The organism is Gilvimarinus sp. F26214L (assembly GCF_054401055.1).
The window spans coordinates 178,335-191,774 of the sequence record NZ_JBTIYG010000006.1; the positions used below are offsets into that span (position 1 = coordinate 178,335).

The 13,440-nt window shown below is 60.3% G+C and carries 14 protein-coding genes; 1 reads left to right on the forward strand and 13 read right to left on the reverse strand.

Going from position 1 to position 13,440, the window contains the following annotated elements; translation table 11 throughout:
- From doeA to doeB2, 3 genes are all read right to left on the reverse strand, one after another.
- Entirely contained in the window at nucleotides 1-1,257 is a 1,257-nt protein-coding gene (doeA, locus tag ACURWW_RS08855) for an ectoine hydrolase (RefSeq protein WP_445616451.1), read from the reverse strand.
- The gene (locus ACURWW_RS08860) at nucleotides 1,254-2,537 is read right to left on the reverse strand and encodes an aspartate aminotransferase family protein (protein WP_445616452.1); all 1,284 of its coding nucleotides are present in this window, start codon (nucleotides 2,535-2,537) and stop codon (nucleotides 1,254-1,256) included. Before ACURWW_RS08860 ends, doeA begins: the two co-directional genes overlap by 4 nt.
- A gap of 144 nt (nucleotides 2,538-2,681) precedes the next feature.
- A complete protein-coding gene (doeB2, locus tag ACURWW_RS08865) occupies nucleotides 2,682-3,842 on the reverse strand; it encodes a N(2)-acetyl-L-2,4-diaminobutanoate deacetylase DoeB2 (RefSeq protein WP_445616453.1) in 1,161 nt (386 codons plus the stop codon).
- 143 nt (nucleotides 3,843-3,985) lie between these two features.
- On the opposite strand from doeB2, the gene ACURWW_RS08870 reads away from it, so the two are divergent.
- Complete coding sequence (locus ACURWW_RS08870) at nucleotides 3,986-4,303, forward strand: rhodanese-like domain-containing protein (protein WP_445616454.1); 318 nt, start codon at nucleotides 3,986-3,988, stop codon at nucleotides 4,301-4,303.
- 41 nt (nucleotides 4,304-4,344) lie between these two features.
- Here ACURWW_RS08870 and ACURWW_RS08875 read toward each other — a convergent pair whose 3' ends face one another.
- The 10 genes from ACURWW_RS08875 to pcnB all read right to left on the reverse strand — a co-directional run bounded on the left by ACURWW_RS08875 (nucleotide 4,345) and on the right by pcnB (nucleotide 13,398).
- Nucleotides 4,345-4,692, reverse strand: a complete 348-nt coding sequence (locus tag ACURWW_RS08875; protein ID WP_445616455.1) for a GFA family protein — start codon at nucleotides 4,690-4,692, stop codon at nucleotides 4,345-4,347.
- A gap of 113 nt (nucleotides 4,693-4,805) precedes the next feature.
- Complete coding sequence (locus tag ACURWW_RS08880; RefSeq protein WP_445616456.1) at nucleotides 4,806-5,336, reverse strand: YegJ family protein; 531 nt, start codon at nucleotides 5,334-5,336, stop codon at nucleotides 4,806-4,808.
- Between the two features lie 45 nt (nucleotides 5,337-5,381).
- Nucleotides 5,382-6,458 carry a succinylglutamate desuccinylase gene (locus tag ACURWW_RS08885; protein ID WP_445616457.1) on the reverse strand — a complete coding sequence of 359 codons (1,077 nt, stop codon included), beginning with the start codon at nucleotides 6,456-6,458 and terminating at the stop codon, nucleotides 5,382-5,384.
- A 33-nt stretch (nucleotides 6,459-6,491) separates the two neighbouring features.
- Entirely contained in the window at nucleotides 6,492-7,967 is a 1,476-nt protein-coding gene (locus ACURWW_RS08890; RefSeq protein ID WP_445616458.1) for a glutamate--cysteine ligase, read from the reverse strand.
- A gap of 55 nt (nucleotides 7,968-8,022) precedes the next feature.
- On the reverse strand, nucleotides 8,023-8,565 hold the full coding sequence (locus ACURWW_RS08895; protein WP_445616459.1) for a DUF3617 domain-containing protein: 543 nt from the start codon (nucleotides 8,563-8,565) through the stop codon (nucleotides 8,023-8,025).
- A gap of 29 nt (nucleotides 8,566-8,594) precedes the next feature.
- A complete protein-coding gene (locus tag ACURWW_RS08900) occupies nucleotides 8,595-9,968 on the reverse strand; it encodes a YihY/virulence factor BrkB family protein (RefSeq protein ID WP_445616460.1) in 1,374 nt (457 codons plus the stop codon).
- A gap of 53 nt (nucleotides 9,969-10,021) precedes the next feature.
- On the reverse strand, nucleotides 10,022-10,849 hold the full coding sequence (gene panB, locus ACURWW_RS08905) for a 3-methyl-2-oxobutanoate hydroxymethyltransferase (RefSeq protein WP_445616461.1): 828 nt from the start codon (nucleotides 10,847-10,849) through the stop codon (nucleotides 10,022-10,024).
- A 29-nt stretch (nucleotides 10,850-10,878) separates the two neighbouring features.
- Nucleotides 10,879-11,556 carry a deoxynucleoside kinase gene (locus ACURWW_RS08910; protein ID WP_445616462.1) on the reverse strand — a complete coding sequence of 226 codons (678 nt, stop codon included), beginning with the start codon at nucleotides 11,554-11,556 and terminating at the stop codon, nucleotides 10,879-10,881.
- Between the two features lie 2 nt (nucleotides 11,557-11,558).
- Nucleotides 11,559-12,074 carry a 2-amino-4-hydroxy-6-hydroxymethyldihydropteridine diphosphokinase gene (gene folK / locus ACURWW_RS08915; protein ID WP_445616463.1) on the reverse strand — a complete coding sequence of 172 codons (516 nt, stop codon included), beginning with the start codon at nucleotides 12,072-12,074 and terminating at the stop codon, nucleotides 11,559-11,561.
- Complete coding sequence (gene pcnB / locus ACURWW_RS08920; protein ID WP_445616464.1) at nucleotides 12,064-13,398, reverse strand: polynucleotide adenylyltransferase PcnB; 1,335 nt, start codon at nucleotides 13,396-13,398, stop codon at nucleotides 12,064-12,066. The genes folK and pcnB overlap by 11 nt, the downstream gene beginning before the upstream one ends.
- Nucleotides 13,399-13,440 lie beyond the last annotated feature (42 nt).

Below are 13,440 nucleotides of genomic sequence, written 5' to 3' on the forward strand. Positions count from 1 at the left end.
TCAAGAGCTGGTCTCGTTTTTGGCAATCGCCCGGCGCTCGGTCAGGCTGGCGGGCGAGGGAAGTTGCGTCGGGCGCACCTTGCCGTGCCCCTCATCTGGCTTGACGACGAAATCCTCGTTCAGTGAGAAGAAGGATTGGCAGCTGTCCGCCGTTACGTACAGGGTGTCGGAAATTCCGCAGGTCTTGTCCCCGTCCACACCCCACATCCAGGGGATGATGTGGAAGGTCATCCCCTCTTCCATAATTGTGGCATCGCCCTGTTTCAGGCTGATGATGTAGCCTTCGTCCCAGCTTGGCGGGAAGGCAATGCCGATAGAGTAGCCGGAGCGTGTCGGCAGGCGCGCGCCCACTTCGTTTTCGGTGATGATCTTGCGAATCAGGTTGTCGGCGTCGGAAACGGTCAGGCCCGGTCGAATGATCTCCTTCACTTGTTTGAGTGCCAGTTTCATTCGTTCCTGGGCGTGATGCATGCTGTCACTCATCTCCCCGAGGATTACCGTTCGCATCATGGCTGTGTGATAGCGCCGGTAACAGCCGCCCACTTCCAAAAAGACGTGCTCGCCCGGCTGCACGATGCGCCCCTCCCAGGTGGCGTGGCCGATCATGGTACGCGGCCCCGAGGTGACGTAGGGCATGACGGCGGGCGCCTCACCGCCCGCGCGGAACATTCCACTGCATACGGCGGCTGCGATCTCATTCTCCGTCACACCCGCTGCGCAGGCCTCGAATCCCGCCTTCATCCCGGCTTCGGTCGCGGCAGCCGCCTTGTACATCAGGGCGATTTCTGCGGGAGATTTGCGAATGCGCCCTTGTTCGACGATTCCGAAACAGTCGAAAAGACGACCGTCGGTGAAGGTGGTGTGAATGCTGTCCTGATGATAGGCGGGGAAAAAGTAGCTGTTGCGTTCGTATCCGATATCCTTGCGCGCGAGACCGAACTCGCGCAGAGCCTCCACCAGCATCTGGATCGCGTCGCCTGTGTCCGGGTACGGGCGCGTTCGTTCCACCCAGGTGCGCGCGTGGATATTCGATTCCTCCATGGCTCGGGTAATCATGAAGGGCTCATCGTCCAGTGGCACCACCAGACACTGGAAAAAAGAGTAGCCTGTGGTCTGGTAATCGGTGAGGTACATGATGTTTTCCGGATCGGAAATAATCACCGCGTCCAGCAGGCGGGCGCGCATGCGCCGCCGCAGGGCCTCGATCCGGCTCTTGTATTCCTCAAAGGGAAAAGTCATATCGTCCCGGCGTTTCATTGGCCCTCCACACAATCGTCAATGGCCGCGCCGAGGATGTTCAATCCTTCGGTCAGGTCGTCAGCGGGAATCGTGAGCGGCGGCATCAGTTTGATCACCCGCCCGCCGGTACCACAGGGCCCGATCAACAGCCCTTTTTCGAAGCAGCGCGCCGCGACAGTTTTGGCGAGTTCGCCGCTGTTCAGGTCAATGGCCTGCATCATGCCCTTGCCCCGCACCGCGAAATTCTCACCGCTGTGCGTTTGGGCAATATCGCGCAAATGGTTGTTCATTTGCGCACCTTTCTCCTTCACCGCTGCGAGGAAGTTCTCATCGTCGAAATAGCTGAGCGCTTCGCGACCGGCGACGAAGGAAAACCCCTGACCGCGAAAGGTGCCCGTGTGCTCACCGGGAGACCAGTGCTGGTCGTGTTCGGGCTTGATCAGGTTCATGGCCAGGGGGGTGCCGTACCCACCAATCCCCTTGGCCAGGCAGATGATGTCGGGGTCCAGACCCATGTCATCAAAGCTGAAATAGGAGCCGGTCCGGCCGCAGCCTGCCTGAATGTCGTCCACAATCAGCAAGGCTCCCAAATCCCGGGCCAGATCCTGGAGCGCGAGCAACCAGTTCTTGCCGGCCACTTTGACTCCGCCTTCCGCCTGAATCGCTTCAACGATGAACGCGGCAGGCTTCGCCGTACCGCTGGAGGTGTCCTCGAACCGGGCGCGCATGCGCTCGATGGATTCCATTCCGCAACCCAGTTCACAGCCAGGGCAGTGGGGCTCGCAACCGAAGGGTTGGTGATCCACATGCTCCAGCGGAACGCCCGAGGCGGCCCGAAAATACCCGTTGGCCGTGCAGGCCAGCGAGCCGAGGGTCATCCCGTGAAAGCCGTGGTGAAACGCGACCACGCCGGTGCGACCCGTGACCCGACGCGCAAGTTTGAGAGCCGCTTCCACCGCGTTTGTACCCGTAGGGCCGATGAACTGCATCTTGTGTCGCATGTTGCGGGGTAGGAGAACGGTCTCGACAAACTTCTCGAGAAAGTCCCGCTTGGCACTGGTGTACATGTCCAGGCTGTGGGGAACGCCGTCGGCTTCCAGGAAGCTGATCAGGGCCTTTTTCATGCGCGCGTTGTTGTGGCCGAAGTTCAGTACACCGGCACCTGCAAAAAAGTCGATGAACGATCGACCGCTTTCATCAATCTGGCGGGCGTTGGATGCGGAAACAAATACCGTGGGGAAGGCGCGGCAGTAACCGCGAATATTGGATTCCCACTGCTCGAAGACATCGGTGTTCATGGATCGACCCCCTGGTTGCGTGGGTCGCCGCGGCGACGTAAGTGAGCCGGCCCCGTACGGAGACGGCCGGAGATTTGCTGGCCCCGACCCATTCAGCGCGCCCGCAGCCGTTGATTCACCGCTGCAGCCAGACGGCTGACAGCCTCAACTGGGTGGCGGGGCCGCGCCGACCAGGCTGGAGAAAATGCGAACTACTTGAGAAATCAGTCCGTCATTGAACTGATAGTGGGGGCTGTGAAGAGGCTCGCCGAAACGGTCGCCCTCCCGGGCGCCAATCAGCGCGTAAGCGCCGGGAATCTGTTCCAGATAGTAGCTGAAGTCCTCCGAGGCCATCACCGGCGCACGAACCTGCTGGCACTCCCAATCGTCCCCGTACTCTGTGGCAACCGCCGCACGCAGTTGTTCCGCTTGCGGAGAGTGGTTGCATGTGGGGTTGTAGCGGGGAGTCAATCGGGTTTTCGCAGTCACTCCGTAGGCGCGCGCCGTATCTTCGGCAATCTGGGTAATCAGGTTCCCAATTGCCTCCCGCGTGGCGGTTTCAGTGATGCGCATGCTGCCGCCGAGAGTGACTGATTCAGGGATGACAGTAAGCCCGCTTTTGCCGTCCAGGGACGTTACGCTGAGTACAGCGGAGTCCTTCGCGGAAATCCGTCGACTGATGATTTGCTGCAGGGCCAATACGATGGCCGCCGCGGCAAGCACCGGGTCACGGCAGGCCTCCGGCTGGCTTGCGTGTCCGCCCTGGCCTCTCACGACGATTTCAAAGGTGCCGTTTCCGGCCATCACGGGGCCATCGGGGCATAACGCCTGGCCATTGGCAATGGCTGGCCAGTTATGCCAGCCGTAAATTTCCTGGACCTCTTCAAGGGCGCCTTCGCGAATCATTTCGCGGGCGCCGTGACCTCCTTCCTCCGCAGGTTGAAACAGAAGGGTCACAGGCCCGGGAAGCTTCGATTCCTGGCGCTTCAGCCAGGCGGCAGTGGCAAGTAATGTCGCTGTGTGGCCGTCGTGTCCACAGGCGTGCATGCAGCCCTCATTGCGCGATTTCCACGCAATGGCCGCCGCCTCGGTGACCGGCAGCGCGTCGATGTCGGCGCGCAATGCGATGTGTTTGCCTCGCGCCTGGGGTGCCAGACGGGCCACCGTTCCGGTGGCTGTGCACTGGCGCCATGGAATCTGCAGATCGTCGAGTCGGCGGCGAATCAGAGCCGCGCTATGTTCCTCGTGCCAGCCGAGCTCGGGTTGTTGATGCAGCTCACGACGCAGTTCAATTGATTCATGCAGCACTGTGTCCCATGGATTCATCGGCGGCCTCCGTCGACTTGTTTCTGGCCAGTGTAACAGAGCCATGCAGGCAGGCACCGGTCGCCCGGAACATTTTGTGCAGCCCCATTCCGGGCAGCGCCCTTTTCGCCTCTACTCGTTAACCGGTCTGCGGGAGCCATTCGATGCATGCGATGAACCGAACCGAGCTGGAAGAACTGGTCAATGACGCGGAATCCAGCTTTCTGCTCGTCAACGTCCTTGGGAAGGATGATTTCGATCGCCAGCACATTCCGGGATCCGTCAACATTCCCCTGAAAGACCCCACCTTCGCTCAGCAGGTGGAGGCGGCAAACAGCGGGAAGGAGCGCACCGTGGTCGTTTACTGCGCCGGTCCGGAATGCGACGCCTCCACGAAGGCTGCTACGGAACTGGAAGCGGAGGGGTTCTCCTCGGTCTATGACTATGAAGGGGGCACAGCGGACTGGTTCGGGGCGCGTTGATGGGTTGCCGAAGCACCGGCTGGAAGAGGCTTTTCAAGCTGTCAGGCCGTGAGATCGTCGCGGCGGACAACAGGCAGCGCGGTCAGATCCACGTTATCCAGGCAGCGTACATTGATCAGGGCCATTGAATCTCCGCTGCCGACGTAGCCAAAGCCCAGCGGCGCGCAGCCGCAATGGGGACAAAAATGATGCTGAATCACATGCTTGTCGAATGTGTAGCTGCCCAGGTCGCTTTTCGACGTAGAGAGCACCACCCGATCGCGGGGAAGGAGCCAGAACAGATAACCCTTCTTCCGGCAATGAGTGCAACTGCACTCAATCACCTCATGAATATGTCCTTCCACATGAAAGCGAATCATTCCGCAGTGGCAACTGCCTTCGCATCTCATCCCTGTCCTCCGCTGTCGGGCCCGCTGCTGAGGAGCCAGTGTCAAGCCGCGGCGTTCATATGCGCTGATCCGCCCGGCGGGTTTCGGCAACGGTCGCTTCTCAACGGTCTGGCTTATTTGTCGCAGTTCAGCCCGTAGAGTTCCTGAAATTGTGCGGCGTTCTCGGGTGCCTCGCGCTCCAGAAGGACGCAGCCGGTGTAATTGCCGTGCATGATCTCCGTGGCCGTGTCTTCAAAGGTCCAGTCAACGATCTGCCCCCGCTGGAACGAAACAATCTCGCCTTTGAAGACATTGTCCACCAATTGCGGTTCGCTATTGATGCGGCCGGTGAATCCTTCTTCCTCCTGATCGAACGGGTAGACCCAGAAAAATTCAGTTAAATCGTTGTCCTGTACTCCGACCTTCACGGAAAAGCCCTGGGTATCCGGCGGCGGGTCGTTGGCGACTCCAAGGAAGTAATCCAGGGTCTTGCGCGCCTTGTCGTAGGCCGCCTGCATCTGCGGGTCATCCGCGGCCTGGATCAGACCTCCCAGCTCCACATCGGCTTCGGAGGCTCCGCCGGACTGCCGCTTGATGGAGTACTGCACGGCCACGAGGCCAGCGAGGATCAGGATCATTCCGAAAAAAATCGTCTTGTGCTTCACGGTTACCTCAAGAATTACAAAATGGCCGCGGGGGGCGCAAATGCATCACCCAGAGAATTGGATGGCATCGCGGTGGCGCTCCGCGGGTACAAGATAGAGCAGGCAGTCATCTCGTGCAATCTCCGCATTGGTGGTTACCATGAAGAGCTTGAGCGCTCGCCGGGTTACCAGACGTCCCCCGATCAGCGAAAAATAACGGTCGAGCCGGTCGTGTCCGCGGCTGTCCGGAGCTATCAGAACCTCGCGCAGAGCTCGCCGGGAAAAGCCCAGTTCGGTACCCGGGTCCACAATTCCGAAGTTGTAGGTTTCGATCTGTGGGAGCAGAGTGAGGTCGTGGCGGGCGCTTGGCTTGTCCCCGTAGGTAAGGCTGGCCTTGTCGCGCAGTTCCAGGCGGATCGGGTTATAGAAGAAATCCATGGCGAAGTCAGCGGGGGGAGGCGTAAGCACATTCTCACGGCAGGCAAACCCGGTGAGCCCCTCTTCCGCCAGACGCGGTGATTCCGGGTCCTGGGCGCCGCCGCATTCCACTGTCACGGTAGGGAAGTGGGTTTCGCTGATTTCCATCAGGGCACCCAGCTTCAGATCGGTCACCATGATGCGCGGCGTGAACAGGGAGACAAGCGCCTCGTGACGCGGATCCATAAAGGTGGTGACCCCGAAAGCGGGGCCGCTGCCCGATGTGTTATGGATATCCAGAACGGCTTCGGGCTGGAACTGCATCAGCGTGTCCAGTATGCCTTTTGCCAGCCGTGATTCCGGAGCGGACGTAAACGGTGGCTTGAAGCACCGGTTCAGATCCGTCTCCCCGGGCAGGGTGCGGTGAAAAAACACAGGGTCGGCCTGGGCGGCCCTTACGTTTGCAATCAGGCAGTGCAGATCCACAGCAGGCTGGACTTGCTTTCGCAACAGTTGAAAAGTTGCAAAGAAGCCCGAGGGCTCATTGCCGTGCAGCAGAGTAATGGCAGCCCTGCAGCGGCTCTGGTCCCGGCCGGGAATGTAAACGTGGGCCGGTCCGGTCAGAGCATGCAGGAACTCCGTAGCTGTTTCGCCGATTTCCCGAGCGCCCGCATGCCAATAATGGAATGGATAGTGGTTGGAGCGCTGCTCTACAAAACTGTTCATAGACATTCCCGATCGTTCCTGGCTCCACCTCGGTCAGGACCACCGCGCCACCGGCACATTCTCGCGGCTGAACTGCTGGTACTGTTTGAGCATTTCGGCGAGAGCCTTGGGCCGGGGCATTTCAGACTCAAGTTCGATCAGTTTCTTCAGTTGCCACTGGCTCCCTGTCTGCTTGCTGTCCAGACGTTCCTGGATGACCTGAAGCAGGGGAGAAAAATCAGCTTCCTGAAATCCGGCGGAGGTCAGAGCTTCCGGCACCCGGGGAAGCAGCTCCCGGAGAATGTCCGCAACCTTGAAGTAGCGGGGTTCATTCTGGTCCGGCGCGGGCCAGATGAGTTCAGCGTCGAGTCCCTTTTCCGCCGCCCGGTAGAAGTTGCGAATACAGTATTCGAAGGGGATGGCGGGCAGAAGCCGGTTGATCTTTTTCTGCATCAGTTTCCCGAGGCCGATCAGTAACGCAGCATTGGCCAGCATGTCCACGACACTGGGGCCGGCGGGCAAGGCCCGCATCTCGATGCGCAGATGGCCGTGATCGGCGGGGTCATAGACTGGCCGATTCCACAGCCATACAGACCCCTGCTGTAGCCGCAATTCGGACAGCTGTGGAATGCCGCCGGCTTTCAAAACATCAAGCGGGTCCTCCTCACCGAGCACGGGTAGAACGGGCCGATAAAGATAGACGCACTCTGCAAACAGCTCGACCGCACCGTGGCGCAGCCAACTGTGCCCGTAGTTCACCCGTGCCGGGCGAGGATGCAGGGGATCGACGGGACGACAGTCAATGGATTGTTTGAACAGCGGTATCCGGGTTTCCTGCCACAGGCGATGGCCGAACAGGGTTGGCGAGTTCGCAGCAATGGCCAGCACCAGGGGAGTGACCAGCTGCAGGGCGTTGTAGGTGTTGGCGAACTCCCGCACCGAAATGCGCCAATGGGCCTGGAACGAGGTGTTGGCTCCCTCCAGGGTCACATCCTCCATTTCCAGGAGAATCGGCTCCTCGCCCTTGATATCAATGTGGAAAGGCCCGCCGCGGATCTTGCGCAGTTCCCGCGTGAGAGCCTCGTAGCGGGGCGTTTTGGTCATGGCGTGATAGCCGGTGTCCGATTGCTGCAGGGTCGGGAGGATCCCAATGGCGACTGTGTCACCGTGCCACTTTTGCGCGCAGGCGCGTAAAGCTTCCAGTGAGGCGAGCGCTTCACTCTGGGTCTGCGCGAAGCAGTGGTCCCGGGCGAGGACCGGCTTGAAGTTGTATTCGAGGTTGTAGCGATTCAGTTCCAGGGTGAGTTGGGCATCCCGCATCTCAGCCTGTATTTCCTGATTGATCAGCAGGGGTCGGCCCAACTCGTCGATAATGTAGAGCTCGAGCTCGGCGCCAAAGGATGGGGGCCCGTCACCAAAGCCGGGGGTGGCCAGAAGTTTACGCAGGGCATTGAGGTTGTCGCGAAGCCGGGCCGAGAAGCGGCGGTAGTCCTCTTCCTCGAAACTGATGCGGTCGATGGCTGTACCCATGCCTTACTCCCGCCCGCCGTATGCCCCGGCCCCTGTGCAGTGCTCTGTGCCGCGCTTACTCCCCAATCGGCCGGACGGAGCCGCAGTCGTCGGCCAGCCAACTGCCGTGCTGACTGGCGACCAATTGTTCCGCCTGGCCGTTGACGGTGGTGTTGAGCGTGACTTCGCCCTGATATTCGCGCTCGCTGACCAGCCGCAGCTCTCCTTTGCCACTGGTAGGGGGGTTGTCTTCGCAATGGAATTGAACCTTGTAGACGTCCCCGTCCTGCTCAAGGGTCTGCTGGCAGTTTTCGCTGGGCTGAGGAAACTCCCGTCGCGCTGCCTGTTCCGCAGTGATGCAGGCTTTTGCGGTGTAGTTCTCCAGGTCAAAACTGATACCCTGATTCGCCATCTGCGATTCGATCATCCGCCGCTGTTCTGGTGGCAGAGATTCCAGCATCTTGCGTGCCTGTTCCAGTGCCGCTTCCAGTTCACCGCTGGTACTTTCCATTTTGAAGCTGTGCTCCCACAATCCGGGGCGCAGCTCGGGTGCCCCAAGGGCGGGGCCGGAGAGCACCGCTGAAAAAAAGAATAAAACCGGGAACGCCGAACGTTTCATGTGAGCTCCTTGTTGTTGTGGATGTTTGGCTATTGGCTCGCGGCGGCGCTGTCAGGCACCAACCGGGCGCTACCGCCCACGGCCCCCTCATCGGTGTTCCGAACCCAGTCGGCGACAGTCTGTCCGCCCACCTGATCTTGGAAAGAGTCTTCCACCAGGTCGGCCATTGCACAGACTGCCTTGTCATTGGCGATGGACGGGGGCATGGGCGTTTCCGGCGCTCTCACCGCCTGCATGAGTTCGGTGAGAGTGATCTTGTCGAGAGAGCGGGCGGGCAGGAGACCGGCGCCGTCAGAGGTGTTGACCAGGAGCTTGCGTTTGATGAGTTTCCGGGTCATGCGTTCAATGACCTCGGGCCCCACGGAAAGGTTTGATTCCATGTCCGCGATGGAGGTGGCACCGCCACCGGTGTCGAACTCCCGGGCGACCCGGTACATCATGGACAGGCCCGTGCGTTCATCCACGCTCGCGCTGGGGAGCAGCCGGCGGCTGCGGGTGATCTGTTGTTCATGCTGGGCGTAGAAGGCGACGGAAGAGCCCACCAGCAGAATCAACCAGGCCAGGTAGAGCCACCAGAGAAAGAGGATGCCGACCACGAAGCTGGAGTAGATGGCTTCGTAGCGAGTGGACCCCGCAACGAAGTTCGCGAAAACGAGGCTGGTGGCCTGCCAGATCACCCCGGCCACCACTCCGCCGAGAAACGCGTACTTCACTCGGACCCGGGTGTTGGGGATAAACACGTAGAGGAAGGTGAACAGGCCAATGATAACGAAGAAGGGAGTGAGCTGGCTCAAAGCGGAAAACAGCCAGCCGAAGGGCTGCACCTGGCGCAGTTCGGTCACGAAATCGGAGCCGACAATGGTGCCGGTGGTACCAAGCGCGGACACGATCAGCACGGGGCCTATGATGATGACGCTCAGATAGTTGCTGAAGCGCTGGCCCAGGCTTCGCAGTTGGCTGACCCGCCAGATGCTGTTGAAGGCCGTTTCGATCTTCTGGGTCAGGGAAATGACGGTATAAATCAGAAAGCCCATGCCCGCGAAGCCCAGGACCCCGACCCGGATATTGTCCACAAACTGCAGCACATTGTCGGTGATGACCGGGGCTCGCTCCCCCAGCGGCTCCAGAAAATTCTCCAGCAGGGGTTCGAGCTGATTGTGAACACCCAGGGCGGTGAGCACCGAAAACGCCAGAGCCAGAAAGGGTATGAACGACAGAATGGTGGTGTAAACCAGCCCCATGGCGTGCAATGCCATGTCTCCGTAGATGAAGTCCCGGATCACGGCAAAGATAATGCGCGTAAAGCGCCATGCCATGCGCAACAGCGGAGAATCACCCTGATGCTCCGCCTTCCACAGCCAGTTGTCGAACCGTACGCTCCAACTCTCGGCGTGTTTCATCATTGTTGTTGCTTCCCTGTTCGTTGACCCGTTCGAGAATCGGTTTGGGCCAGGCGCTAGCCGAACGTGTGCTCCTCGGCGGGGAACAGGCCTTTTTTCACGTCGTCGGCATACTTGAGCAGGGCGTTGGGAATGTCCCCTGCCTCCTTCAGAAAGTTTTTGGCGAACTTGGGCGGACGGGGAGTGAGTCCAAGAATATCATTGATGACGAGAACCTGAGCGTCCGTGTGGGGCCCGGCGCCGATGCCGATGGTCGGGATGGACACCGCCTTCGTAATCCGGCGTGCCAGTTCGACGGGGACACACTCCAGGACCAGCAAATCCGCTCCCGCGTCAGCCAGTGCCTGTGCGTCACGCAGGATAATTTCGGCTTCCTGCTCCGTTTTGCCCTGGGCCCTGAATCCGCCAAAAATGTTGACCGACTGGGGTGTCAGCCCCAGGTGAGCACAGACCGGAACACCGCGCTGGGTCAGCATCTTTACGGTTTCGGCGAGCCATTCCCCGCCTTCAATCTTGACCATGTTGGCTCCGGCCCGCATGACCCGGGCAGCATTTTCCAGAGCCTGTTCGGGCGTGCCGTAGGCCATGAATGGCAGGTCGCCCATGATCAGCGATTTGTCGTTGCCACGGGCTACCGCCTCCACGTGGTAAATCATCTGATCCATCGTCACGGGGATGGTGCTTTTGTAGCCCAGCACGGTCATCCCGAGACTGTCGCCCACCAGGAGCACTTCCACACCGGTTTGCTGGGCCATGGCGGCCATAGGGGCATCGTAGAGCGCCACGGTGACAAATTTTTCCCCGGAGGCTTTCATTTTGCGCAGGGTGTTGATGGTCACTGTCTTCGCGAGCGCGGTTTCTGCAGAGATCGTTCCGTAGGGCATGGTTTCACCTGTGGCAGAGTGGTCTGCGCTTAAAGAATGGAAGGGTTGTAGTAGTGTCGACCGCTCTTGATGCTGAGCAGGTATTCAACAAACTGTTTGTAGTGGCGCTCATTACCCACCAGGTCGAAATCCGCAGAGTTGACGATGAGCAGGGGAGAGCGGTCGTAGTAATGGAAGAAGCGCGTGTACGCTTCATTCAGCCCCTCGAGGTAGGCGTGATCAATGTAGCGCTCGGCCGGATTGCCCCGCCCGCGAATGCGCTCCGCCAGAATTTCCACCGGTGCCTGCAAATACACGACGATGTCGGGCGTCGCAGTATCCAGGGTCAACTGGTCGTAGACCTGCTGATAGAGGCGAAATTCGTCATCATTGAGGGTGACCTGGGCGAACAGTTGGTCCTTTTCGATCAGAAAGTCCGCGATGCGTACTGGTTCGAACATGTCGCCCTGACGCAACTCCTGAAGCTGCTTGGCCCGTTCGAACAGAAAATGCAACTGGGTCGGCAGAGCATGGGTCCGCTGGTCCTGATAGAAGCGCTCGAGAAACGGATTGTCTTCTGTTCGCTCCAGAAGCGTCTCATAGCCGAAGGTCTTGGCCAGGTTCTTGGCCAGCGAGGTTTTGCCCACCCCGATCGGCCCCTCGATGGCGATGTAGCGGGGCAGGGCGTCCGGGTCATGGTCGATTTTCAGATTGAGGGCGGTGGTCAAAGCTAACTCCTGACTCTTTTCAATCCGTCCGCGGGACAGCGATTCAATAGCTCGGTAAGGGGAATACCATTAGGCAGCACCAGGTCGGGACTGATGTCCGCGAGCGGGTAGAGTACAAAATTGCGCTCGCCCAGGCGAGGGTGAGGAATCTCCAGCCGGTCGGTGACGATCACCTGATCCCCGTAGAGGAGAATGTCCAGATCAAGGGTTCTGGCGGCCCATCGGGTGGTGCGTTCCCGGCCCTGGTCGGCCTCGATCCGCTGCAGGTGAGTGAGTAGTTCCTCCGGCTCCAGCCGGGTCTCCAGCAGCGCAACACCGTTGATGTAGTCCGGCTGTGATCCAGGTCCTAGAGCAGGGTTACGGTACCAGTGGGAGCGGGCGCGAAAGCGGGTAAGGGGCAACTGTGTCAGCGCCTGCAGGCCCCGCTCGATCTGCCGGTGCGGGGCTCCAAGATTGCTGCCCAGGGCGATATAGACGCACGCAGCGCCTGGTCGGGTGCGCTTTGCTTCACTTGCCATCGGGCTTTCGTTTGCGGGGGGAGCGTTTGCGCGGACGCTTGCGCCCGCCACCATGCAACTCAGCCACCATTGCATTGCGCTGGGGTTCGTCCACTTCCTGGAAGGTGGTCCACCATTGGCCAAGGCCCTGGTGGTCCTCCCCCGCCTGCTCCCGGAGCAGGAGGAAATCATAGGCGGCGCGGAACCGGGGATGGGACAGAAGGCGGAATGCCTGCTGGCCCGAGCGCCGCGGCAGACGGGGCTGCATCTCCCAGATTTCGCGGATCGGAATGGTAAAACGCTTGGGTATGGCCACCCGCTGCACCTGCCGAGAAATGACCCATTGGGCTGCCTGCTGCAGGGCAGGCATCGGTGGAACACCATCCCCATGCAACTGCTGCTGGCGCGTGACAACGGCGGGCCAGAGAATAACGGCGAACAGAAATGCCGGGGTAACCCGGCGCCCGTTGCGGATGCGCTCGTCCGTGTTGTGGGCCGCCTGGCGGATCAGCTCATCGACCTGACTGTCGTGGGCGAGCACTTCGCCGGTCTCGGGAAACAGTCGTTCGAACAACCCGAATCTCCGCAGTTCCGGGTAGACGGCCTCCGCATGACCACTCATCAGGAGTTTCAGAGCCTCATCAAACAGGCGTGCCGGGGGGACGTTGGCCAACAAATGGCCCAGTTCCAGAATCCCCTGCGCTGTCTGGTCTTCGATCTCGAACCCCAGTTTGCTGGCCAGCCTGACCGCGCGCAGCATCCGCACCGGATCTTCCTGATAGCGGGTAACCGGGTCGCCGATCATCTTGACCTGTCTGGCGGCAACGTCCGCCATGCCCGTGGTGAAGTCGATGATCTCACCCTGGGTCGGTGAGTAGTAAAGCGCGTTCATGGTGAAGTCGCGACGCAGGGCGTCCGACTGGATGTCGCCGTAAACATTGTCCCGGAGCAGCATTCCGTGTTCGGAACTGGCGGACTCGTCGCCGCTGCCATTCTCGTGATGCGCCCGGAAGGTGGTGACTTCGGTGATTTCGCGCCCGGACCGCACATGGACGATGCGAAACCGACGGCCGATGATGTGGGCCCGGCGAAACAGGGCGCGGACCTCTTCGGGCGTGGCGCTGGTCGCTATGTCGAAATCCTTGGGGTGTCCGCCTACCAGCAGGTCCCGTACGCAGCCGCCCACCAGATAGGCTTGAAAGCCAGCCTGTTCCAGGCGCTCCACGATTTCGACGGCACTGGGGCTGATCTGATCAGGTGTAATCCCGTAATTGCGGGCCTTCAGGCGCACCGCTGTGGCGACGGGCTGATGGGGGTCTTTCCCTGGACTGGGCGGCTTGGGCATAGTACGTCGGATACTGTCGCGAGCGCCGGGGATACGCCTCCG